Origin of the sequence: Psychroserpens sp. S379A (genome assembly GCF_049800755.1) — a bacterium.
In the GTDB taxonomy this organism is placed as follows: domain Bacteria; phylum Bacteroidota; class Bacteroidia; order Flavobacteriales; family Flavobacteriaceae; genus Psychroserpens.
In genome coordinates, this window is sequence record NZ_JBNAFQ010000005.1 from 68,424 (window position 1) to 90,724 (window position 22,301).

Here is a 22,301-nt window from a genome sequence, read left to right on the forward strand (position 1 = left end):
AATTATTAATTATTGGAGTGCTTCTTCAATCGCATTTTCAAACAAATCACTCATACTAATTCCTGCAGCATTTGCTTGTTGAGGTAGAATACTAGCTTCGGTTAAACCAGGAACAGTATTTACTTCAAGTAGATGAGGTACTCCATTTTTAAAAATATATTCGCTTCTGCTAAAGCCTTTTAGTTTTAAGACTTCATATACTTTTTTAGCGAGCGAACGTACTTTGTTAGCTTGTGTTTCGTCTATTCGAGCTGGTGTGATCTCTTGAGATTCGCCTAAATACTTAGCTTTATAATCAAAGAAATCATTGTCTGAAACAATTTCAGTAATTGGTAATACAGTAACTTCACCTTTATAAGTAATTACTCCAACAGAAACTTCAACACCATCTAAATACGATTCAATAATCACTTCGTCATCTTCTTTAAAAGCCACATTTAAAGCATTTTGAAGTTCGTCTTGCTTGTAAACTTTTGTAATTCCAAAACTGCTTCCAGCTCTGTTTGCTTTTACAAAACATGGCAAACCTACTTTTTTAACAATAGCATCTTCATCAATAGCATCTCCTAAATTTACAAAATAGGATTCGGCAGTTTTTATTCCGTAAGGTTTTAATGTACTTAAACAATCACGTTTATTAAAAGTTAAAGCTGCTTGATACATGCCACAACTTGTATGCGGAATGTTTAACAATTCAAAATAACCTTGCATAAAACCATCTTCACCAGGAGAACCATGAATGGCATTAAAGACGCAATCAAATTGAATGGTGTTGCCATCAATATCTACTGAGAAATCATGTCTGTTTACTGGAAACTCTTCATCTAAATCATTAACATAAACCCATTTGTGTTTAAAAACATGTATTCTATAAGCATTGTATTTTGAAGCGTCTAGAGTTTCATAAACCACTTGACCACTTTTTAAGGATATTTCATATTCGCTAGAATATCCTCCCATGATAATGGCAATATTTTTTTTCATAGTAAGTGCTGCAATCGCAGAATTATCATTTTACTTAGATATAAGTGATACAATACAAAAGCAATATTGTAGAACTTTTTCTGTTAAGCTAAAATACCAAATAAACCATTAAGTAAACGTTTTCGTTTTTATATATTTGTCAACAGGTAAATGATATCATGAGTTTAATTCGATTTTTAACAAGCAAAACATTTTTTAAGCAATTAGCATTGGCTGTAGTGGCTTTAATTGTATTTGTATTTATTATGATGTGGTGGTTAAGAAGCACAACTAATCATGGTGAATTTATTGAAGTTCCAGATTTAAAAGGAAAAACAATTGAAACCGTTAAGATTGAATTAAACGACAATGATTTGGTTATGGAAATTCAAGATTCTGCAAACTTCAATCCTAAGTATCCAAAATATTCTGTAATAGAACAATATCCTGAAGCTGGTAGTCAGGTTAAAGAAAATCGTAAAATTTATCTTATTTTAAATCCGTCAGGTTTCAGAAAAGTAGCAGTCCCAAATATTGTTCGTCGTACATTTCGTCAAGCAAAACCAACACTAGAAGCTTTAGGCTTTGAAGTTGGCGAAATTACTTATGCAGACGATATTGGAAAAGACGAAGTACTTTCAATAAAACATCAAGGCGAAACCATAAAAGCAGGAACGATGTTACCATTAACATCTAAAATAGATCTTGTTTTAGGTAACGGAAATAGAGCTTCAAATTAAAAATGACATCGATTCCAATTTCAGAAGACCAGAATGACGACGAGTTATTCGAACATCATTCATTTGTTGTCGATAAAGGACAAGCACCTTTGCGAATCGATAAGTATTTAATGAATCGCATCGAAAATGCAACACGAAATAAAATTCAATCGGCTGCAAAAGATGGAAGCATTTATGTAAATGGTACTCCAGTTAAATCTAATTATAAGGTAAAACCTCTTGATAACATTCGTGTGCTCTTAGAGCATCCTCCTTATGAATACTTACTCACTCCAGAAGACATTCCTTTAGATATTGTTTATGAAGACGATGCCTTGTTGGTAGTTAACAAACCCGCAGGAATGGTTGTGCATCCTGGTCATGGTAATTATTCGGGAACGTTGATTAATGCTTTAATCTACCATTTTGAAAACTTACCTAATAATAGTAGCGACAGACCAGGTTTGGTTCACAGAATAGATAAAGATACAAGCGGATTACTCGTCATTGCCAAAACCGAACAAGCCATGACACATTTGTCAAAACAGTTTTTCGATAAAACCAGCGAGCGTGAATATGTTGCTATTGTTTGGGGAAATATTAAAGAAGACGAAGGTACAATTGAAGGTCATATAGGTCGTCATCCTAAAAACCGTTTACAAAACACAGTCTTTGAAGGTGACGAACAAGATAAAGGCAAACCAGCAATCACGCATTTCAAGGTTTTAGAGCGTTTAGGTTATGTGACTCTAGTGTCTTGTAAGCTCGAAACAGGTCGTACACACCAAATTCGTGTACACATGAAACATATTGGTCACACACTTTTTAACGACGAACGTTATGGAGGCGAGCGCATTTTAAAAGGAACAACATTTACAAAGTACAAGCAGTTTGTAGACAATTGTTTTAAAATTTTACCACGCCAAGCGCTGCATGCCAAAACCCTCGGATTTATTCATCCAACAACAGGAGAAACGATGCAATTCGATTCGCCAATTCCAGACGATATGCAACAATGTATTGCAAAGTGGCGACATTATGCTACACATATGCAATAAAGCAATCACTTCAAGTATGGTATTGTTTACAATTCAAATATCGAGAAGTTGGACGTTACCTTTTAATACATTACAGTATTAAAAGGTCGCGCTTTCATTACTCGCTTCCTGAGCCTAAGCTTCAGGAGAGCTCAAACATGCCATTCAATCGCTAACGTATTTTAAAACAGTACTTTAAATAAATTAACAAGAATTTATATGAGTATTTCAATTATTAATCGTAATATTGCAATGAAACAATTAAGAGAATTATGGGATTAGCAAAAACTGAAATGTTTACAGATCAGCAAAATGAGATAGCACTTTTTGCCAAAGTGTTTGGTCATCCTGCTCGAGTGGCAATTTTACAACACCTATTTAAAATTGATAGTTGTGTTTGTGGTGATTTGGTTGACGAAATCGGTCTTGCTCAATCTACCATTTCTCAACACTTAAAAGAATTAAAGCATTTAGGTTTAATAAAAGGAAATGTTGAAGGGACAAGTGTGTGCTATTGTATCAACACCAAAAATTGGACGACTATGAAAGAGACAATGCTCGAGTTTTTAAACCAAGATAGTTCTGAAAATAAAACCTGCTGCTAAAAAATTTTAAATCTATTAATCGTATAATCGCAATAAACAAATATAGTTATGAAATTATCTGAAATCAAACAAGCTTTAAAAGGTTCCGAAGTCATTAGTTTTCAATTGCCAAATGGAGAATTAGTACCTGAGCATTTTCATGTTACCGAAGTTGGTAAAATCACAAAACATTTTATTGATTGTGGCGGAACAGTAAGAAATGAGGAGGTTGTAAACTTTCAACTTTGGAATGCAAATGATTACAATCACAGATTGCATCCTGAAAAACTACTGCATATTATTGAACTTTCTGAAAACACTTTAGGAATTACTGATGCAGACATTGAAGTAGAATATCAAGGACAAACCATCGAGAAATTCGGATTAGATTTTAATGGAAAAACCTTCTTGCTTACTTCTAAACAAACCGATTGTTTGGCAAAAGATAAATGTGGTATTCCAGTTGAAAAACCTAAAGTAAAATTATCCGATTTAAACCAAGAGCCTTGTTGCTTACCTAACGGAAACTGTTGCTAATTAGATACACTTTAAATGATGATGACAAAACAGCCAACGCTATTTAAAGCAATTGATGAATTCATCAAGACTTTAAAACCTGAAACCATTTCAGACGAACGAAAAGCGACTTTAAAACCATTAACAGATTTTATTCAGTTTAAGGTTTCAAATAAACAAGCCATTCGACTTAATTTTATCTGTACACACAATTCGCGACGAAGTCATTTGTCGCAAATTTGGGCACAAACGATGGCTTACTATTTTAAAATTGACAATGTATTTTGTTATTCGGGAGGAACAGAGGCAACAGCACTTTTCCCTATGGTAGCTAAAACCTTAATAAATTCTGGTTTTCAAGTTGAAAAGTTGTCCGAAGGCAATAATCCAGTCTATAGCATTAAGTATGCAGACGATGAATATCCTGTCATTGGATTTTCTAAAACCTATGATGATCGATTCAATCCAAAATCTCAATTTGCAGCCATAATGACTTGCTCTCAGGCAGATGGTGGATGTCCATTTATTGCTGGAGCCGAACAACGTATTCCTATAACTTTTGAAGATCCAAAAGTGTTTGATAATACACCACAGCAAATTGAAAAATATAATGAAAGAAGCCTTCAAATTGCTACTGAATTATGGTATGTGTTTTCTCAAATAAAATTCTAAAACATGGCAGCAAAAAAATTAAGTTTTCTAGATAAAAATTTAACACTTTGGATTTTTGTAGCGATGGCTATTGGTGTTGGGTTGGGTTATTTTATACCAACATTTCCTCAATTCATAAATTCATTTAATAGCGGAACAACAAATATTCCTATAGCAGTAGGTTTAATTTTAATGATGTATCCACCTTTAGCAAAGGTGAATTATTCACTGTTACCTAAAGTATTTCGCAATACCAAAATCTTATCAATTTCACTTATTTTAAACTGGATTATTGGTCCTGTGTTAATGTTTATTTTGGCAATTACCTTTTTACGAGAGTATCCAGAATATATGGTTGGATTAATTTTGATTGGTTTAGCACGTTGTATTGCTATGGTTTTAGTATGGAATGATTTAGCCGAAGGCAGTAGCGAATATGGAGCTGGTTTGGTAGCTTTAAATAGCATTTTCCAGGTGTTTGCTTATAGCTTTTATGCTTGGCTTTTTATTACTGTACTTCCACCATATTTTGGGTTTGAAGGTGCTATTGTTGATATTTCTATTGATACCATTGCAGAAAGTGTAGCCATCTATTTAGGAATTCCTTTTTTATTGGGAATTGTAAGCAGACAGGTTTTAGTAAACTTAAAAGGAGAAGATTGGTATACCAATAAATTCATTCCAACGATTTCTCCAATGACATTGATTGCTTTACTGTTTACTATTGTTGTTATGTTTTCACTTAAAGGAGAATTAATTGTCCAAATCCCAATGGATGTTGTCATTATTGCAATGCCATTACTTGTTTATTTTGCTGTCATGTTCATCATTGGCTTTTTCTTTACAAAGGCTACAGGAGCAGATTACGATAAAACAACAGCTGTGGCTTTTACAGCTGCAGGAAATAATTTTGAATTGGCTATTGCTGTTGCTATTGCAGTGTTTGGACTTAACTCTGGTCAGGCATTTGCTGGAGTAATAGGTCCATTAGTAGAAGTGCCAGCACTAATATTATTAGTTCGCGTGTCCTTCTGGTTAAGAAAAAAGTATTATGCAAAAACTAAGACTATAAGCTAGATATGTGATTATTCTCAACTCAAATAGTGTTTTAAAATATTAAAGTTGAAAAGTTATGTATTGTGTTGTAAATTTGAATACAAAACTTTGATGCATGAAACTCGTTTTATCTCCAGCAAAATCTTTAGACTACGATAGCAAATTACCAACAACAAAAACTTCTGAAGCTTGTTTTTTAAGTCAGGCAGAACGTTTAAATAAGTTGTTAAAGAAGAAGTCTGCTAGAAGCTTATCTAAACTAATGCATATTTCTGATAATTTAGGTCAGTTGAATTTTGAGCGTAATCAACAATGGAGCTTACCATTTACAAAAGACAATGCAAGGCAAGCGGTTTATGCTTTTAATGGAGATGTGTATAGAGGTTTAGATGCTTATACAATAGAAACTAAAAAATTAAACAAACTTCAAGACACAGTTCGTATTTTATCGGGATTGTATGGTGTTTTAAAACCCTTAGATTTAATGCAACCTTACCGATTAGAAATGGGAACCAAATTACCTGTTGGTAAAAACAAAAACCTATATGAATTTTGGAAAAAACAAGTCACTCAAGCTTTAAATGAAGAGTTGAAAGATAATGAATTGTTTTTAAATTTAGCAAGCAACGAATATTTTAAAGCTATAGATACTAAAGCTTTAAAAGTACCTGTGGTGTACATCAAGTTTCAAGAACTAAAAAATGGAAATTACAAAACCATCGCTATTTTTTCAAAGTTAGCAAGAGGATTAATGGCGAGATATATTATTGATACTAATGCTAAAACCTTAGAGGATATCAAAGGGTTTGATTATGATAACTATCGATTTACTGAAAAGTTGTCTTCAGAAAACGAATTGGTATTTACGAGATAATTATCGCTTTTTGTTTGGATTAATTTTATCTTCAGTTTTTGGTCGTTTTTTAATTCTTGGTCGACGAACACCAAAAGTACCTTTATGAATTTTTCCTCGTTTTGATTTTTTATCGCCTTTTCCCATTTTTATAGCTTTTGTTACTTTTATAAGATAATGAAAAAACTTGAAACTTTTATTTGTCATTCCCACAAGAATAGGATTTTAAAATATGTTTTTACACCAACATCCATACCAACCGTTTATTAATCAGGACACCACAAAATTAATTGTTGGTACTTTGCCTCCTCCACGATTTTCAACAGGAGAGCTTTTAGAAAAGGATGTCGATTTTTGTTACGGAAGCTATTACAATTCACTTTGGTTATTTATTGATAAAATTCATAATCTAGGTTTGCGTTATGATAATTCTCAAGATGCTATTAATGAACGAAAAGCATTTCTTATTAAACATAAAATTGGTGTTTGTGATATTGTAGAAAGCGCAGAACGCGATAAGATAGATGCTTCAGATTTAGGGATGAAAAATATTAAACTGCGTAATATTATTAAGTATCTAAAAGAATATTCAAATATCGAAACGCTTTTGTTTACAGGAGGAAACAGTAAAAACGGACCAGAATATTTTTTCAGAAAACACATTAAAGATTACAATTTAAAACTAGAAGTATTGTCTAATGAAGTGCCAAGAATTCATCAGTTTGTTTTAAATGAAAGAAACATCAAAACAGTATCTTTAACTTCAGGTTCTGGAGCAGCAAATATTTCAATAAGTCGATTGCCACTGTATAAGCAGTTAAAAGCTAAAAATCCTAAGTTTAATACGTTCGATTTTCGTGTGATGCAGTATCGTGAGTTTCTTTAAAGAAAAGTCTTAAATTTTCTTTTCAATTACCAGCTTCTTTAGTAACGATAATTGACCAAAATGGTAATAACTGTGTTCGATTAAACCTTCAATATTTCTTCTGTAAGAACCATAGGTTTCTTTAACAAATGTAGATTCCAACTCAGCTTCAGACATGCTTTCAATATGTTTGGCAAACGCTTCAGCATTATTAAAAAGCGAATTTTTTAAAGCATTCCAATCTGCTTCAGATAATAATTCTGGAGCATCAAAACTAAATTGATCACGAATTGTTAATTCACCTCCATGAAGTACTTGTAAAACGCCTTCAACATAATAGTTAATGTGAAACGTAAGTATAGCAATCGTGTTTAATGATTGCACTTTTTGTGTTGCTTGTTGCCAAGTGATATCAGACAATAATTCTTGATAATTAGTATTGGCAATCCACTTACCATTTAAGAAAAGTTCTCTAAATCGTTGTGCTAATTGTTTCGAAAAATTATGTTCCATTTTTATATGAAATTAAGGTTTAGGGTAACCCATAATATAATAGCCTAAGGTTTTTCCATTCGATTTTTTTGCATCTTCAATTACCCAAACATAATGGTCCTGTTGTTCAGGAAGGATCGTTTTGATGTCATCAAAGGTATAAGTTCGCATTAATGATGCTTGTCCATCCCAAGCATAAGTTATTGGGATTATAGGAATAATGTAAGTGAAAATAATTTGAGTAAGAGATAGTGGTCTTACAAAAAGAGTCATAACTAACGACATTGCAATAAGAATAATTAGCGATAAAGGAAGTAATAACCACCAAATTAAAGTAGGAATATTGTTTTTTGCTATTTCATAAATTAATATTGGGCTTTTATTATCTTGAGCAGACTGAAGAATTTTTTTAGCAATCTTAGGTTTCATATGATGAAAGCTAGCAATCATGGTTTTTAAACCTTTAGGCGCATTGTTAATATTTGTAGCATTTAATGAGGTTTCTTGATAGCTTACGTGTTCGAGTTTTTTAGCATTGATTTTTTCAACAGTTTTAGGATTAGGATATAGATCTGTTAAAATTAAATGTAACTTATTTTTGTTTAGGTCTAACCTTTGCATGACATCCAACATTGGTCCACCAGAACCAGAGCCTAAATCAATAACTTGATCAAAAGCACACTTTTGTTTAATATGTAAAATGAGGCTTGTAATTACATCGGCAGTTCCCATAGCTCGATGTAGAATTACGATAAGTTTTGTTAATCCAGACCTTATAAAATCAGGTAGCCAATTATAGTCTTCAAATTCAAATAGTTCTAATCTTTTCACACTATTAATTTAGAAAAATCTTCGGCAAAAATACAATTTTTATAGCAGACAACTGATCTGAAAAGCAACGTCTAATAAAAAAGGCGGAAGTTGTTAAACTTCCGCCTTTTTTGCTATTAATCATAGGGATTTATAAAGGTTATATCTAATCTTTAGAAATTATGGGTGCAAATATATGGCAGTCAGTACTTAAAAAAATTGATGTATGGTAAGAAATTTAACTTTGTGCAAGGTCTTTTCTAATTCTGCTTAAACTTTCTGTAGTAATACCTAAGTAGGAGGCAATGTGATAATTTTTAATTGATTTTTCAATATTTGGATAAGTATTAATAAAATCTAAATAACGCTCTGTAGCAGTTTGTGATAAATTAGCTAAAATTCGTTTTTGAAATGCTGCAAAAGCACGTTCGAGTTTTTTTCTGAAGAATGTTTCAATAATAGGAACTTTAGAATAGAGTATTTCTTTATCTTCTTTTGAAATTCTATAAAGTGTTGCATCTTGAATCACTTCAATAGTCATGATGGCTTTAGTTGAAGAAAAAAAAGCCGTATAATCACTAATCCACCAATCTTTAACTCCGAATTGAATTGTGTGTTCTTTGCCATGATCGTCAACGTGATATGAACGTAGGCAGCCATTTAAAATGTAATATTGAAAATCTACATTGTCGTTGGCTTTTAAAATAACATCACCTTTTTTATAGTTGACTTTATAAAATACCGATTCTATAACTTTAATCTGTTCTTCAGAAAAAGTTAAATCTTTAAAAATCTCTTTGATTTTTGAGTTATCAGAACGCATTTATTTACCAATGACTTATATGCTATATAAAATACGAAAAAGAGAAATAAGAATGAATTTAAGTCGATGTTCTAATTAAAAATTAGTTTATCTGATACTTTTTAACAGGAAACTACCTAGAAAACATCTATGTGCTTAACTATTTTTAGTTACCTGTTGATTTGAGTCATAAGGACAGGATTGAAAATAGGCTTGTAAATTAAATTTCCGATCTGTAAAGTGTTCATTTAAAATTTTGAAGGATTGAATTCGGTCTAGTCTAAATGCCCTAAAATCATCACGTAGGTAGCACCAAGCTATTAGAATCCATTTGTTATTTGTTGAGAATAATGCATAAGGCTCAACTTTTCTAAAGGTTATATTTGGGTCTTCAGCCTTTCGATAATTTAATTCTACGTAATTGAAGTTTATAATGGCTAATTGAATTTCTGATAAAGCATCACTAGAGATATTTTCATAATTTGTGTCAAATACATAAATTTTACTAGCTAATAATTCGCTTTTTTCTTGAACAGATGTGCGAAATACAGACTTAATTTTTGTTAGTGCTTCATTAAAATCTGTTGTAAATGACGAATCATTGGTTTGATGCACTAATAACTGAGCAGTAATAAGAGCGTTGGCTTGCTTTTCGGTAAACTGAACAGGCGACACAGCATAGCCTTCCATAAGTGAATAACCTCTACCTTCAATAGTCATTACTGGTACTCCAGCGTCTTCAATTTTTCTAATGTCTCTGTAAATAGTTCTTACACTTACATCAAACTTTTCTGAAAGTTCAGTTGCAGTTAAAAGTCGTTTTGAACGCAGTAAGGTTAATATCGATATTAAGCGTGAAAGTTGAGACATGATAACAAAGATAGCGAACTACAAAAAGCAATTCGCTATCTGTTCGTTTTTTGATTGATTTAAAGTTACATAAACGAATGTAAAGCGATACGATTGCCTTCAGTATCAATAAATTGAGCAATAAAACCAAATTCACCAATATCAGTTTTTGGCATTACTACTTTTCCTCCAGCAGTTTCTACTTTATTTAAAGAGGTATTTAGGTTTTTACCTCCATTTAAATAAATAGTTGCACCATCTTGTGTAGGATTTTGTCCTTCGGCTTCAATTATAGCTCCACCAACACCATTGTTGTCTACGTCATGAGCAAACATGCCATATTTAGTGTTTTGCTCTGGCATATGGTGATCTTTAATTTCTGAATCCATAACGGTTTCATAAAATTGTTTTGCTCTGTTGTAATTGGTTACTGGAATTTCAAACCAGTTGACTGCATTTTTCATTTTTTAATTGATTTTATAGGTTAAACTTAGTGCAAAGATATTTGGGTGAGTGTCAAATTATGTCAGAGGTATATTTTTATTAAAAAAAAAACCACCTTGCGTTAACAAAGTGGTTGAAATTATTTGTGAGATGCTGAAACAAGTTCAGCATGGCGTAATTAGACTATTTAATCATATCATAGCTTCGCTTGATGAAATTGGTCAATTCTTCGCCTTTTAGTAAACCTTGTGACAATCGCGCTAAATCTAAACTTTGATTGATTAAGCGTTCTTGTTTCTTTTTGGTTTTCGTATTCAGGATTTCACCTACGAGTTCAGAATTGGTATTCACGACAAGATTATACATCTCTGGCATATTACCCATTCCAAACATTCCGCCTCCACCAGTTTGCTGCATCTCTTTCATACGACGCATAAATTCAGGTTGAGTAATAATAAAAGGAGAAGCATTGCTATCCATAGCTTCTAGTTGCACCATGAATTTTTCTGAAGGAACAAGTTCTTTAAGCAGCTCATCTAGTTTTGTTTTTTCGTCTTCCGAAAGTTTAGAAATAGACGTATCCTCTTTTTTAATTAAATTATCAATATGGTCACCATCTACACGAGCAAAAGAAATATTTTCTTTAGTCGTTTCTAATTTCTGAATTAAATGCGATACGATTGGAGAGTCTAATAATAAGACTTCGTAGCCTTTAGCTTTTGCAGTTTCGATGTATGAATGTTGCGCATCTTTATCTGAAGCATATAAAATAACTAGCTTGTCGTCTTTATCAGTTTGTTTCGCTTTAATCTTATTGTACAATTCTTCATAAGTATAGAAGGTTCCATCTACTGAAGGATATAAAGCAAAGGCATCGGCTTTTTCAAAGAATTTTTCTTCAGAAAGCATTCCGTATTCAATAACGATTTTGATATCATCCCATTTCGCTTCAAAATCTTCACGATTGTTATTAAATAGTGATTTTAATTTATCGGCTACTTTACGCGTAATGTAAGATGAAATTTTCTTTACAGCACCATCAGCCTGTAAATAGCTACGAGAAACGTTTAACGGAATATCTGGAGAATCAATCACACCACGTAACATGGTTAAAAATTCAGGAACAATGCCTTCAACATTATCGGTTACAAATACTTGGTTTTGGTATAACTGAATTTTATCCTTTTGAATGTTTAAATCGTTTGTCATCTTAGGGAAATACAAGATTCCAGTAAGATTAAACGGATAATCTACATTTAAGTGAATGTTAAATAAAGGCTCTTCAAACTGCATTGGGTACAGTTCTCTGTAAAAGCTTTTGTAGTCTTCATCTTCTAAATCTGTTGGTTGTTTTGTCCAAGCAGGATTAGGATTATTGATGATATTATCTACTGTGATTTGCTTATGAGGTTCAGTTGTTTCTTTGCCTTCAGCATCAGTAGTAGTTTTTGGTGTAAAGTCTGGATCGTTAATTTCCTTTGTTCCAAATTTAATTGGAATAGGCATGAACTTGTTGTACTTTAATAACAATTCACTAATACGATTGTCTTCTAAAAATTCTGTTGAGTCTTCAGCAATATGAAGGATGATTTCTGTACCTCTTTCGGTTTTGTCAGCTTCAACTAAAGTAAATTCCGGAGAACCATCGCAAGTCCAATGTGCTGCTGGTTCATCTTTATGAGATTTTGTAATGATTTCTACTTTTTCAGCAACCATAAATGCAGAGTAGAAACCTAGTCCGAAATGCCCAATAATTCCAGAATCTTTAGCAGTATCTTTATACTGATCTAAAAACTCTTCAGCACCAGAAAAGGCAACTTGGTTAATGTATTTTTCAACTTCTTCAGCAGTCATCCCTAAACCTTGATCGATAATATGAAGCTTTTTATTTTCTTTATCAATCTTTACTTCAATTTGCGGAGTTCCGTATTCGCTTTTAGATTCACCAATACTAGCTAAATGTTTAAGTTTTAGTGTTGCATCAGTTGCATTACTAATCAACTCACGTAAAAATATTTCGTGGTCACTGTACAAGAATTTTTTAATGAGCGGAAATATATTTTCAACCGATACATTAATGTTTCCTTTTGTCATGATATGTGTGTTTTTAATATAATTATTATGATGTTCATGTAATGACAAAAAAAGTACCAAGACCAATAAGGTGACAAACTGGCATTTTTGAGATGCTATGCATGCATAACGATTAGGTTTCAGTTTAAAAAAAAGTCTTACCGAAATGGTTAAATTGCAAGACTTATTTAATGCTAAATGTTATTATGTACAATTCTAAAATAATAGGTTTAGGACATTATGTTCCTAATAATGTGGTTACTAATGATGACCTGTCTAAAATGATGGATACTAGTGATGAATGGATTCAAGAACGCACAGGAATTAAAGAACGTCGTTGGGTAAAACCAGGATCTGATGATACCACTGCTACAATGGGAGTTAAAGCCGCTAAAATTGCTATAGAACGCTCAGGTATTGATAAGGATGATATTGATTTTATCATTTTTGCAACGTTAAGTCCTGACATGTATTTTCCTGGTCCAGGAGTTCAAGTTCAGCATGCTTTAGATATTAAAACAGTTGGAGCATTAGATGTACGTAACCAATGTTCAGGTTTTGTATATGCCATTTCTGTAGCCGACAATTTTATAAAAACAGGAATGTATAAAAACATTCTTGTTATTGGGAGTGAATTACATTCTTATGGATTAGATAAAACGACTAGAGGTAGAGGTGTTTCTGTAATTTTTGGTGATGGAGCAGGAGCAGCTGTATTGACTAGAGAAGAAAATACTAGTAAAGGCATTTTATCGACACATTTACATTCTCAAGGCGAGCATGCCGAAGAATTAGTCTTGATTGCTCCAGGAATGGGTAAACGTTGGGTGAATGATATACTAGCAGAAAATGATCCTAATGATGAAAGTTATTTTCCGTATATGAACGGACAGTTTGTGTTTAAAAATGCAGTGGTTCGTTTTAGTGAAGTTATTATGGAAGGTTTAATGAAAAATAATCTTCAAGTAGATGATATTGATATGTTGATTCCTCATCAGGCTAATTTACGAATCGCTCAATTTATTCAGCGTAAATTTAAATTAGAAGATAGTCAAGTATTCAATAACATTCAAAAGTATGGAAATACAACTGCAGCGTCTATTCCAATAGCTTTAACCGAAGCATGGGAAGAAGGTAAAATTAAAGAAGGCGATACTGTGGTATTAGCCGCTTTTGGTAGTGGCTTTACTTGGGGAAGTGTGATTATGAAGTGGTAAATTACTCAAGTGAAACTCTATTTTAAAATTGCGTTTTTACTTCTAATATTCGAAATTTTATTAGGCATTACAGATTCATATTTTTTTATGAATGACGTTTCTGTTCTTGGAGTTAATTTAAGTGATGTTACAGGGTTTGGAATTTATGTATTGAGTATGCCAATTGCTTTGTTTGGTAGAGATTTACCTTTTTATCACAGCGAAACATGGATTGCAATTGTGCTAACAGTTTTAAATATAGCAATACAATCTTTTGTGATTTTGTATATATACAGAGCCTTCAAAAACTAAAAAAAAATCCGAAACTTTGCAGTTCCGGATTTTCTCGCTATTAACCAATTATCACTAACACTAAAACTATAAAACAGTGATATATTAAACTGATTAATTTTAAAACTTATCACATATACTTAGACGCTAAAATTTTACTTTTATTATACTCAAATTCACTTTTAACGTTAATTAACATAAAAAAAAGTCCGTAAGTAAAACCTACGGACAATTTGCTATCAATCAATTTAAAATTTTGTATTTATATAAGGCTTTTAACAACTAAAAAACTTATATTATGAGGTTTTAGTCGTTATGAAATAGAGTGTATTACATTAACTACTAGTTTTAACATAATTTCACAAAAAAACCCGAAGCTTTTAGGCTTCGGGCTGTAGCACTTAATAACTAAACTTAACACTAACCATCAACTATTATGTAAGCTATTAAGTGTACGTAGATTTATTGGTTTTTTATATAAATCCGCCACTTGCAGATTTTTCATTGTTATCTCTATTTTTACGTTGAAGCGCTCTGTATTTTCCACCACCAAATCGGTAAGACAATGCAATGTTCCAAGTGTTACTTTCCCAATTAAATTCTCCAACTTGACGATAAGGTCTGTCACCTTCAAATTCAAATTTCATAGTGTTAAAAATGTCACTATAATTAAAACTAAAAGTAGCTCTGTTGTCTTGTAGGAAACTATAACGCAAACCAGTATTGACCATAAACATTGGTTCTCTAGTAAATTGTAATCCTTTTTCTTTACCTCTATACATAGTAAATACAGAAAGATTTAAACGCTTTGTAGCTCTAAAGTTGTTAAACAATCTAAAGTTGTAAACTATATTGTCAACTTTAAAAGTTGTACGTTCAATATCATTAGCTGTAGCTTCAGTTAAGGGTTTTGTTAAGTATTCTGCAACTCCCTTTTGTTGTCTTGCAAATAAATCAAAACTAGCATTTAAGTTCCACCATTTTGTAGGTCTGTAGTTACTACTAAGCTCTATACCATAAGCAGTTGTGTTTTCAAAATTATCATAGGTTAAAATGTTTTTATTAATGTCTAATCGATCAATAAAAGTAGCTCTATTGATTTCATCTTCAACTAATCTAAAAAACACACCACCAGTAACGCTTCCTTTTTCAAGTTTACGAGTGTAATTAAATTCGACAGAGTTTGTAAATTGAGGTTCAAGTTCTGTGTTTCCAAATGAAGATACTAATGGTGTACTCCATTCTCTTATTGGATTTACTTGCTGTAAACCAGGTCTATCAACACGACGACTAACACTCATTTGATATGTGTTTTTTTCGCTAGGAGAATAGCTTACAAATGCCGAAGGATAGACTTGAAAGTATTCGTTATCAAAAGGATTGTCTTCAAGTCCGTTAACCGATTGACTTAAAGCTTTGGCTTCTTCTTTAACAGTTTCTGCTCTTGCTCCAACTTGATAGCTCCATTTGTCAAAGGTTTTACCATAAGTTACATATAAGGAATAAATATCTCTTTTATACGTAAAATCTGTGCTTGGTGTTGGGATATATTCATCACCATTATTATCAATCATATCCTGTAAAGGATTTACCGAAAGTCCAGTAGAATTGTAATCTATATTAGTTTCAAATAAACGAGCTTCAGCACCAATTTCTAATTTTGTATTGTCACTTAAAGGGTTGGTATAATCTAAATTTATAACGGTTTGATCTCTGTTAGTATCAACATTATCGATATAGTTTGGAGGAAACGGAATGTTAGTAAACCTAAAATTAGCAATCTCATCTTGACTAAACGTACTGTAGTCGACTTCTAAATCTAGTTTTTCACCTTCTTTTTTAAATTTATGATTGTAAATACCATTGTATTGCGAAACTCTATTTTCTGTTTCGTTGTTAAAGTTCTGAAGCTGTAAAGGTACATTTGGGTATTGTATAGCTGTACGACCAGTTCCTTTCCCATCAAATAAGTTTTGATTGGTGAAAAAAGAAATGGTATTGTTATCATTCATATAAAAATCAAGACCAACTTTATATAAATGAGATTTATTTTTATTTCCGAAGTTGAAGGCTTGTGTTGTTTCAGAATCTAATCGTTCAATATTTCCAAAGTTATCGTACTCACCAATATTGTTTCCGTAGTTGCCATAAAGGTTAAATTTTCCGTTGCGGTAATTCATATCTATTGAACTATTAAATTTTGCATAAATCTCTTTAGTTAGTCCAACATTAATATTACCATTAAAACCAATATTTGTGTTTTTATGAAGAATAATATTGATAATTCCACTCATACCTTCAGGATTGTATTTTGCTGAAGGGTTTGTAATCAATTCAATTTGTTTAATTGACGTTGAAGGAATTTGCCTTAAAAGTTGTGCAATTGGCACATTAGATAGCTTGCCATCAACCATAACACGAACATTTTCGTTTCCACGCAAGCTAATGTTACCAGTTTGTTGATCGATATTTACCGATGGAAGATTATTCATAATATCACTAGCAGTAGGACCAGCAGTTGTTAAGTCTTTACCAATGGTAATCACTTTTCTGTCTACCTTTTGTTTGATTGTGCTAACTTCGGCAACGACAGTAACTTCATCTAAGCTTGCAACATCTTCTTCAAGATAAATATCACCTACATTTACTTTGTAATTTCCTTTGCTTACTGTAACGGTTTTAGAACTTGTTTTAAAGCCAATAAACTGAACACTTAAAATAACTGTACCTTCTGGTATGTTTTTAATTTCAAAAGTACCATCATCTTGAGTAATTCCGCCTGTTATGGTATTGTCTTCAGAATCTTTTATAATAACATTTACGTAAGGTAAAGGCTGCTTCAATGAAGCATCGATAACTCGACCTGAAATTGAACCTTCTCTAGCTTTTAAATTAGCTGTTGGATTTGCATATGAAATTACAGAACATAATAACAGACATAAAAGTGTGATTTGTTTCATTTTTTGATTGATTAAGTTAAAAGTTATTCTTTTCAGAATAGATTGTTACCACATAGACGCTTATTTTTGGACTGTGTTACTACTTTTAACATTACTTAACACGCTTTTAACAAATAACTTAATTGATTTGCGACAAAGTTATAGTTGAGCAGTTTAATTAAATAAAAAAACATGTCGAAGAAAACATTAGTTATAGGAGCTTCATTAAAGCCACAACGCTATTCTAATATAGCGATCAATAGATTAGTTAATTACAATCACGAAGTTGTAGCTTTCGGCTTAAGAGAAGGTGAAGTAGCAGGCATTACTATTGATACCAATTTATTACCATATAAAAATATTCATACAGTTACTTTGTATTTAAATCCTGAACGTCAAAAAGCATTCTATGATTATATTATTTCACTAAAGCCTGAACGTGTGATTTTTAATCCAGGAACAGAAAATACAGAGTTTCAAAATGTATTAAAACAACATCATATCTTTTTTGAAGAGGCTTGTACATTAGTTTTGCTTGGCACTAATCAATACTAGTTTGTGTTTTTTTTAGAAATAAATAATAATCCGATAAAAGTTAGTAGTCCATTCACAATTAAAATTTCAAAACCAATTTTGTAGCCATTAAAGAGGTCTGCTGAATACATGTTAATTAGATATGATACAATAGGTGCAACTATAGCTATAATCCATACAAATTGATCTTTAATGTGTTTTTTAGTTAGTATTCCAAAAGCAAATAAACCAAGTAATGGTCCGTAAGTATATCCAGCTGCTTTAAATAATTCCCAAATAACAGACACATCTTTAAACAAAAGGTCAAATAAAATAATAACAACAACTAGTACAAAACTAAACAGAACATGAATTTGCTTTCGAACTCTTTTTTGATCTTGCTGAGGTTTTTTGTCAAGTTCAATAATGTCTATACAAAACGAAGTGGTTAATGAAGTAAGAGCACTATCTGCACTGCTATAAGCAGCTGCAATTAATCCCAATAAAAAGAAGGCAGAAGTAATAACACCAATTTCTGGTAGCATAGCTATTGTTGGAAATAAATCGTCTTTTTTAGCTGTAATGCCATGTTGCGCTGCATATTGGGTGAGTAGTAAACCTAAGGCTAAAAATAGGATGTTTACAAAAACCAAAATAACACTAAAACTCACCATATTTTTTTGCGCTTCTTTTAGATTTCTACAGGTTAAGTTTTTTTGCATCATATCTTGATCTAAACCAGTCATCGTAATTGTTATGAAAATTCCTGCAAGAAAACTTTTAATAAAATATTGCGGATCATTTGAATCTTCAAAAAAGAAAATTTTACTCAGTTTGCTATCTGTAACATTGGAGTAGATTTCTGAAATGCTATTCAAATCTAAAGCACTGGCTAAAAATGAAATTGTAACAACCACAGAAATCAACATGAATAGGGTTTGAAGCGTATCAGTAAAAATAATGGTTTTTATGCCACCTTTAAACGTGTACAGCCATATTAAAGCTATGGTTATAATAACAGTAATTGGAAACGGAATTGAAAAACTATCAAAGATTAACAACTGCAATACTTTTGCGACTAAAAATAATCTAAAAGCAGCTCCAACTGTTCTTGAAATTAAGAAAGCAACAGATCCAGTTTTATAGCTAGTATTTCCAAATCGTTCTTTTAGGTAAGTATATATAGAAGTTAAATTCATTTTGTAGTACAACGGAAGCAATACATAAGCAATAATGAGGTACCCAAAAAAGTAGCCCAAAACCACTTGAAAATATCCAAACTGTTTTGTTTCTACTGCTCCTGGAACCGAAATAAATGTCACGCCAGATAGCGAAGCACCAATCATTCCAAATGCAACTAAATACCATGGAGCAGATTTATTAGCCTTAAAAAAAGCATCGTTTGAATCTTCTTTCCCTGTGAAATAGGAAATTATAATGAGTACACCAAAATAGGCTAGAATGAGTAAAATAATAGCGTTCGTTGACATAGTTTAAGTTTTAACAAATGTTTTTTAGTGAAAAGCTTATCTTAGCAAAAAAAAATTGTAAACAATAATAGGTAATTATATTGTGAAAAAGTAATGTTCTAGAGTTTAGAATATTCAATTCACAAATTTAAATTACGTATGCCTTCCTAAAATAGTTTAAAATGAAAAATTATCATCTTCTAATTGTTTTTTTACTTTCAGTTAGTTTCTCATGGTCTCAAGAATATAGACAAATGATAGCAAAAGGGACTTACACAGTACAAGAGATTCAACAAAGTGCTGAAGCTTACTTTGCCCAAGTAGGTACTGAACGAGGAAAAGGATATAAACCATATAAACGCTGGGAATATCAAGCCCTTCAAGATATGGATGAGAATGGAATGTTACCATCACCTGAGTTTTATTTTAATGAGCTTGAGAGTTATAATAATTATGTAAATCAAAATTTTGGAGCTGCTAGAACAACAGTAGGAGCTTGGCAACCGCTTGGACCAGATTATTGGAATCAAACTTCTGGTTGGAATCCAGGTGTAGGTCGTGTTACCTCTATTGCTGTTGAACCATCAAATCCTAATCATATTATTGTTGGAGCCAATACTGGTGGTGTATGGAGAACTATTGATGGAGGAGCTAATTGGACAGTGCTTACAGATAATTTGTCGACATTAATTGTAAGTTCTCTAGCAATGGATCCAACAAATACGTCTACTTATTTTTGGGGTTCAAATGGAGGAACAATTTTTAGGTCAACAGATTCAGGTGCAACATGGAATTTTTATTCTGATACAGGAAGCGGAAGTGTAAATAAAATATTAATTGATCCTACTAATACAGACAAAATGTATTGCTCTGTTGAAGGTGGAGGGATTTATAAATCTATAGATGCAGGACTTAATTGGACCATAATTAATAACAATGCTACTAATGGTTACGATGTTGAGTTTAAACCAGGTGATACCAATACAATTTATGCCTCAGGAAATGAGTTTTTTATGTCTACCGATGGAGGAGTTACTTTTACAACTCCAAACGGATTAACAAATTGGACTCAAGACTATGTTTCAGGAACAAATGATTGGACTACAAATGGATCTAATCAAAATAATACAGTAACGCCTAGAACAGGCAATAACATGGCGCTTTGTTATGTGAGTGACTTTTCCTCACCAGTGACAAATTTAATTACACCAAGTCTTAATCTTTCAGGAGCTTCAAATCCTATTTTAAATTTTTATTACACTAATGTAAATTGGGAAGGCGATATAGATACTTTAAGAGTGTTATATAAAACGTCTGCAGTAGGCAATTGGACCGAATTAGCGAGCTATAATACTGAGGCTGCAACTTGGACCAATGTTATTTTAAACCTTCCAAATGCGAGTTCAGATTATTACATAGCTTTTGAAGGTACTGCTAACTATGGTAGAGGTTTAACGCTAGATGATGTATCTATTCAAGACGCAACATTAGGGATTGTTTTTCAAGACGGATTTGAGCTTTCATCAAATTCTTTTTCTGGTGGACCAAAAATGATTGGTGTTTCGGCTCAAAATCCAAATATGGTTTATGTTATTGAGTCTTCAGGAGGAATTTTTGAAGGTCTTCATAGGTCTTCAGATAGCGGAAACACATTTATAGAGTTAGATCACACTGGAAAAAACTACTTTGGTTATAGCTCGTTAGCAGATGATAATTCAGGTCAAGCACCACGAGATATGGACATTGTTGTTAATCCAGAAAATGCTATGGATGTTCATATTGCTGGTATTTTGTCTTGGCGTTCTACCGATGGAGGTCATAATTTTAACGTCACCTCACAATGGGTTCCTGGAACTGCTGCTTTTGAAAACATTGGTTATAACCATGCAGATATCGATATCATGGAATATGTTGGTAACCCAACTGATGGATATAAACTATATACAGGAACCGATGGTGGGATTTTTGTCGCTGATGATCCTTTAAATGTGTCGAGTTCATATTATCGTGATTTAACACCTGGTTTGGGAATACGACAATTTTATAGAATTGGAATAAGCCAAACAGATCCTGTTATAGTTTCTGGTGGTTCTCAAGATAACGGAACATCTGTATTGGGATCTGATGGTATATGGAGAGATTGGTTAGGAGCAGATGGAATGGAATCATTTGTGGATAAATCTAATCCAAATATTATTTATGGAACCTCTCAAAACGGAACACTGTACAGGTCAATTTCTGGAGGAAACAATCAAAACAATATAGCTTCTCCTGAAGGTAAAGCAGGAAACTGGGTTACACCTTTTGAACAGGATCCTAATCTTTTAAATACTATATATGCAGGCTATGATGAAGTATATATGTCAACAAATTCGGGTAATAATTGGGTGTCTATTTCGCAAAATTTTGGCGCGAATTTGAATCATTTAAAAATTGCATCAAATAGTACAACAATGTATGCCTCTATAGGCGGTTCTTTGTATAAAACTACAACTGGAGGAGCTGCTGGAAACTGGAACTTGTTATCTGGTTTTAATGGCTCAATAAACTCAATAGCGATTCATCCTTCAGATCCTCAAAAAATAGCGATTGCAACGACATCTTCTAGTAAAGTTTATGTGTCGTCTAATGGTGGAAGTAGTTGGACACCTTATTTATTTAATTTGCCAAACTTTAGTGCACGAGCTTTGGTTTGGGATGATAATGGTAATGATGGATTGTACCTTGGAATGAATTATGGCGTATTCTATATTGATAATACATTTACAGAGTGGCAACCTTTTAGCAATAACCTTCCTAATGTTAGTATTTCTGAATTAGAAATTAATTCGGTTCAAAATAAATTATATGCAGGAACTTATGGTCGCGGACTTTGGGTGTCTAATCTTTTTGATGATACATTAAGTACAGAAAATTTTGAATTAGATAATTTTACAATGTATCCTAATCCAGCTAAAAATCAAGTAAGTTTAACTTGGAACAAAGGTGAGCAAGTATCTGTTAAGATTTATAATTCTTTAGGTAAATTAATGTACTATGCTAGAGAACAAAGCTTGTTAGATACCTTAACAATTGACACGTCGCAATACAGTTCTGGACTGTACTTTGTTTCTGTTAATAGTATTGATGGTTTGGTAACAAAAAAACTTATCATAGAGTAGGCTCTAGATTATCAAATT

General features: G+C 32.3%; 22 protein-coding genes. 12 read left to right on the forward strand and 10 right to left on the reverse strand.

The window, feature by feature from the left end:
- Positions 1 to 9: 9 nt before the first annotated feature.
- On the reverse strand, positions 10 to 984 hold the full coding sequence (locus ACP15M_RS12125; protein WP_425077475.1) for a D-alanine--D-alanine ligase: 975 nt from the start codon (positions 982 to 984) through the stop codon (positions 10 to 12).
- 158 nt (positions 985 to 1,142) lie between these two features.
- On the opposite strand from ACP15M_RS12125, the gene ACP15M_RS12130 reads away from it, so the two are divergent.
- From ACP15M_RS12130 to yaaA, 7 genes are all read left to right on the forward strand, one after another.
- Entirely contained in the window at positions 1,143 to 1,703 is a 561-nt protein-coding gene (locus tag ACP15M_RS12130; protein WP_425077476.1) for a PASTA domain-containing protein, read from the forward strand.
- Between the two features lie 2 nt (positions 1,704 to 1,705).
- The gene (locus tag ACP15M_RS12135) at positions 1,706 to 2,740 is read left to right on the forward strand and encodes an RluA family pseudouridine synthase (protein WP_425077477.1); all 1,035 of its coding nucleotides are present in this window, start codon (positions 1,706 to 1,708) and stop codon (positions 2,738 to 2,740) included.
- 251 nt (positions 2,741 to 2,991) lie between these two features.
- Positions 2,992 to 3,324 carry an ArsR/SmtB family transcription factor gene (locus tag ACP15M_RS12140; protein ID WP_425077478.1) on the forward strand — a complete coding sequence of 111 codons (333 nt, stop codon included), beginning with the start codon at positions 2,992 to 2,994 and terminating at the stop codon, positions 3,322 to 3,324.
- Positions 3,325 to 3,372: 48 nt separating this feature from the next.
- The gene (locus ACP15M_RS12145) at positions 3,373 to 3,840 is read left to right on the forward strand and encodes a DUF6428 family protein (RefSeq protein ID WP_425077479.1); all 468 of its coding nucleotides are present in this window, start codon (positions 3,373 to 3,375) and stop codon (positions 3,838 to 3,840) included.
- Between the two features lie 18 nt (positions 3,841 to 3,858).
- Positions 3,859 to 4,491, forward strand: a complete 633-nt coding sequence (locus ACP15M_RS12150; protein WP_425077610.1) for a low molecular weight phosphatase family protein — start codon at positions 3,859 to 3,861, stop codon at positions 4,489 to 4,491.
- Positions 4,492 to 4,494: 3 nt separating this feature from the next.
- On the forward strand, positions 4,495 to 5,547 hold the full coding sequence (arsB, locus tag ACP15M_RS12155; RefSeq protein WP_425077480.1) for an ACR3 family arsenite efflux transporter: 1,053 nt from the start codon (positions 4,495 to 4,497) through the stop codon (positions 5,545 to 5,547).
- A gap of 94 nt (positions 5,548 to 5,641) precedes the next feature.
- Entirely contained in the window at positions 5,642 to 6,400 is a 759-nt protein-coding gene (yaaA, locus tag ACP15M_RS12160; protein ID WP_425077481.1) for a peroxide stress protein YaaA, read from the forward strand.
- Here the strand turns inward: yaaA and ACP15M_RS12165 are convergent, their stop codons facing one another.
- Entirely contained in the window at positions 6,401 to 6,526 is a 126-nt protein-coding gene (locus ACP15M_RS12165) for a 30S ribosomal protein THX (protein WP_425077611.1), read from the reverse strand.
- A gap of 85 nt (positions 6,527 to 6,611) precedes the next feature.
- On the opposite strand from ACP15M_RS12165, the gene ACP15M_RS12170 reads away from it, so the two are divergent.
- On the forward strand, positions 6,612 to 7,265 hold the full coding sequence (locus tag ACP15M_RS12170; RefSeq protein WP_425077482.1) for a uracil-DNA glycosylase family protein: 654 nt from the start codon (positions 6,612 to 6,614) through the stop codon (positions 7,263 to 7,265).
- A 9-nt stretch (positions 7,266 to 7,274) separates the two neighbouring features.
- Here ACP15M_RS12170 and ACP15M_RS12175 read toward each other — a convergent pair whose 3' ends face one another.
- From ACP15M_RS12175 to htpG, 6 genes are all read right to left on the reverse strand, one after another.
- Positions 7,275 to 7,757: a DUF1572 domain-containing protein gene (locus ACP15M_RS12175; protein ID WP_425077483.1), complete on the reverse strand. Its 483-nt coding sequence runs from the start codon at positions 7,755 to 7,757 to the stop codon at positions 7,275 to 7,277.
- A gap of 12 nt (positions 7,758 to 7,769) precedes the next feature.
- A complete protein-coding gene (locus ACP15M_RS12180) occupies positions 7,770 to 8,567 on the reverse strand; it encodes a hypothetical protein (protein WP_425077484.1) in 798 nt (265 codons plus the stop codon).
- Between the two features lie 217 nt (positions 8,568 to 8,784).
- Positions 8,785 to 9,369, reverse strand: a complete 585-nt coding sequence (locus ACP15M_RS12185) for a Crp/Fnr family transcriptional regulator (RefSeq protein WP_425077485.1) — start codon at positions 9,367 to 9,369, stop codon at positions 8,785 to 8,787.
- A gap of 135 nt (positions 9,370 to 9,504) precedes the next feature.
- Complete coding sequence (locus ACP15M_RS12190; RefSeq protein ID WP_425077486.1) at positions 9,505 to 10,218, reverse strand: helix-turn-helix transcriptional regulator; 714 nt, start codon at positions 10,216 to 10,218, stop codon at positions 9,505 to 9,507.
- 65 nt (positions 10,219 to 10,283) lie between these two features.
- The gene (locus tag ACP15M_RS12195) at positions 10,284 to 10,661 is read right to left on the reverse strand and encodes a VOC family protein (RefSeq protein WP_425077487.1); all 378 of its coding nucleotides are present in this window, start codon (positions 10,659 to 10,661) and stop codon (positions 10,284 to 10,286) included.
- Between the two features lie 163 nt (positions 10,662 to 10,824).
- On the reverse strand, positions 10,825 to 12,735 hold the full coding sequence (gene htpG, locus ACP15M_RS12200; RefSeq protein WP_425077488.1) for a molecular chaperone HtpG: 1,911 nt from the start codon (positions 12,733 to 12,735) through the stop codon (positions 10,825 to 10,827).
- Positions 12,736 to 12,920: 185 nt separating this feature from the next.
- Between htpG and ACP15M_RS12205 the strand changes: the two genes are divergently transcribed.
- Positions 12,921 to 13,931 (forward strand): 3-oxoacyl-ACP synthase III family protein, encoded by a 1,011-nt coding sequence (locus ACP15M_RS12205; RefSeq protein WP_425077489.1) that lies wholly within the window; start codon positions 12,921 to 12,923, stop codon positions 13,929 to 13,931.
- A gap of 9 nt (positions 13,932 to 13,940) precedes the next feature.
- On the forward strand, positions 13,941 to 14,222 hold the full coding sequence (locus tag ACP15M_RS12210) for a hypothetical protein (RefSeq protein ID WP_425077490.1): 282 nt from the start codon (positions 13,941 to 13,943) through the stop codon (positions 14,220 to 14,222).
- Between the two features lie 452 nt (positions 14,223 to 14,674).
- On the opposite strand, the gene ACP15M_RS12215 is transcribed toward ACP15M_RS12210, so the two are convergent.
- Positions 14,675 to 17,161: an outer membrane beta-barrel protein gene (locus tag ACP15M_RS12215; protein ID WP_425077491.1), complete on the reverse strand. Its 2,487-nt coding sequence runs from the start codon at positions 17,159 to 17,161 to the stop codon at positions 14,675 to 14,677.
- Between the two features lie 171 nt (positions 17,162 to 17,332).
- Here ACP15M_RS12215 and ACP15M_RS12220 point away from each other — a divergent pair, with 171 nt between their 5' ends.
- Complete coding sequence (locus ACP15M_RS12220) at positions 17,333 to 17,695, forward strand: CoA-binding protein (RefSeq protein ID WP_425077492.1); 363 nt, start codon at positions 17,333 to 17,335, stop codon at positions 17,693 to 17,695.
- Here the strand turns inward: ACP15M_RS12220 and ACP15M_RS12225 are convergent.
- A complete protein-coding gene (locus tag ACP15M_RS12225) occupies positions 17,692 to 19,143 on the reverse strand; it encodes a sodium:solute symporter (RefSeq protein ID WP_425077493.1) in 1,452 nt (483 codons plus the stop codon). The two genes, ACP15M_RS12220 and ACP15M_RS12225, sit on opposite strands and share 4 nt — an antisense overlap.
- A gap of 161 nt (positions 19,144 to 19,304) precedes the next feature.
- On the opposite strand from ACP15M_RS12225, the gene ACP15M_RS12230 reads away from it, so the two are divergent.
- Positions 19,305 to 22,283, forward strand: coding sequence for a VPS10 domain-containing protein (locus ACP15M_RS12230; protein WP_425077494.1), 2,979 nt, complete (start codon positions 19,305 to 19,307; stop codon positions 22,281 to 22,283).
- Positions 22,284 to 22,301: the final 18 nt, after the last annotated feature.

Excerpts from the sequence above, each read along its gene's own strand:
- arsB (WP_425077480.1), top strand. The coding sequence starts at position 4,495 with ATGGCAGCAAAAAAATTAAGTTTTCTAGATAAAAATTTAACACTTTGG.
- ACP15M_RS12195 (WP_425077487.1), bottom strand. The coding sequence starts at position 10,661 with ATGAAAAATGCAGTCAACTGGTTTGAAATTCCAGTAACCAATTACAAC.
- ACP15M_RS12175 (WP_425077483.1), bottom strand. The coding sequence starts at position 7,757 with ATGGAACATAATTTTTCGAAACAATTAGCACAACGATTTAGAGAACTT.
- ACP15M_RS12135 (WP_425077477.1), top strand. The coding sequence starts at position 1,706 with ATGACATCGATTCCAATTTCAGAAGACCAGAATGACGACGAGTTATTC.
- ACP15M_RS12130 (WP_425077476.1), top strand. The coding sequence starts at position 1,143 with ATGAGTTTAATTCGATTTTTAACAAGCAAAACATTTTTTAAGCAATTA.
- ACP15M_RS12215 (WP_425077491.1), bottom strand. The coding sequence starts at position 17,161 with ATGAAACAAATCACACTTTTATGTCTGTTATTATGTTCTGTAATTTCA.
- ACP15M_RS12205 (WP_425077489.1), top strand. The coding sequence starts at position 12,921 with ATGTACAATTCTAAAATAATAGGTTTAGGACATTATGTTCCTAATAAT.
- ACP15M_RS12190 (WP_425077486.1), bottom strand. The coding sequence starts at position 10,218 with ATGTCTCAACTTTCACGCTTAATATCGATATTAACCTTACTGCGTTCA.
- ACP15M_RS12230 (WP_425077494.1), top strand. The coding sequence starts at position 19,305 with ATGAAAAATTATCATCTTCTAATTGTTTTTTTACTTTCAGTTAGTTTC.
- ACP15M_RS12145 (WP_425077479.1), top strand. The coding sequence starts at position 3,373 with ATGAAATTATCTGAAATCAAACAAGCTTTAAAAGGTTCCGAAGTCATT.
- ACP15M_RS12185 (WP_425077485.1), bottom strand. The coding sequence starts at position 9,369 with ATGCGTTCTGATAACTCAAAAATCAAAGAGATTTTTAAAGATTTAACT.
- ACP15M_RS12170 (WP_425077482.1), top strand. The coding sequence starts at position 6,612 with ATGTTTTTACACCAACATCCATACCAACCGTTTATTAATCAGGACACC.
- ACP15M_RS12165 (WP_425077611.1), bottom strand. The coding sequence starts at position 6,526 with ATGGGAAAAGGCGATAAAAAATCAAAACGAGGAAAAATTCATAAAGGT.
- htpG (WP_425077488.1), bottom strand. The coding sequence starts at position 12,735 with ATGACAAAAGGAAACATTAATGTATCGGTTGAAAATATATTTCCGCTC.
- ACP15M_RS12225 (WP_425077493.1), bottom strand. The coding sequence starts at position 19,143 with ATGTCAACGAACGCTATTATTTTACTCATTCTAGCCTATTTTGGTGTA.
- ACP15M_RS12220 (WP_425077492.1), top strand. The coding sequence starts at position 17,333 with ATGTCGAAGAAAACATTAGTTATAGGAGCTTCATTAAAGCCACAACGC.
- ACP15M_RS12150 (WP_425077610.1), top strand. The coding sequence starts at position 3,859 with ATGATGACAAAACAGCCAACGCTATTTAAAGCAATTGATGAATTCATC.
- ACP15M_RS12125 (WP_425077475.1), bottom strand. The coding sequence starts at position 984 with ATGAAAAAAAATATTGCCATTATCATGGGAGGATATTCTAGCGAATAT.
- yaaA (WP_425077481.1), top strand. The coding sequence starts at position 5,642 with ATGAAACTCGTTTTATCTCCAGCAAAATCTTTAGACTACGATAGCAAA.
- ACP15M_RS12140 (WP_425077478.1), top strand. The coding sequence starts at position 2,992 with ATGGGATTAGCAAAAACTGAAATGTTTACAGATCAGCAAAATGAGATA.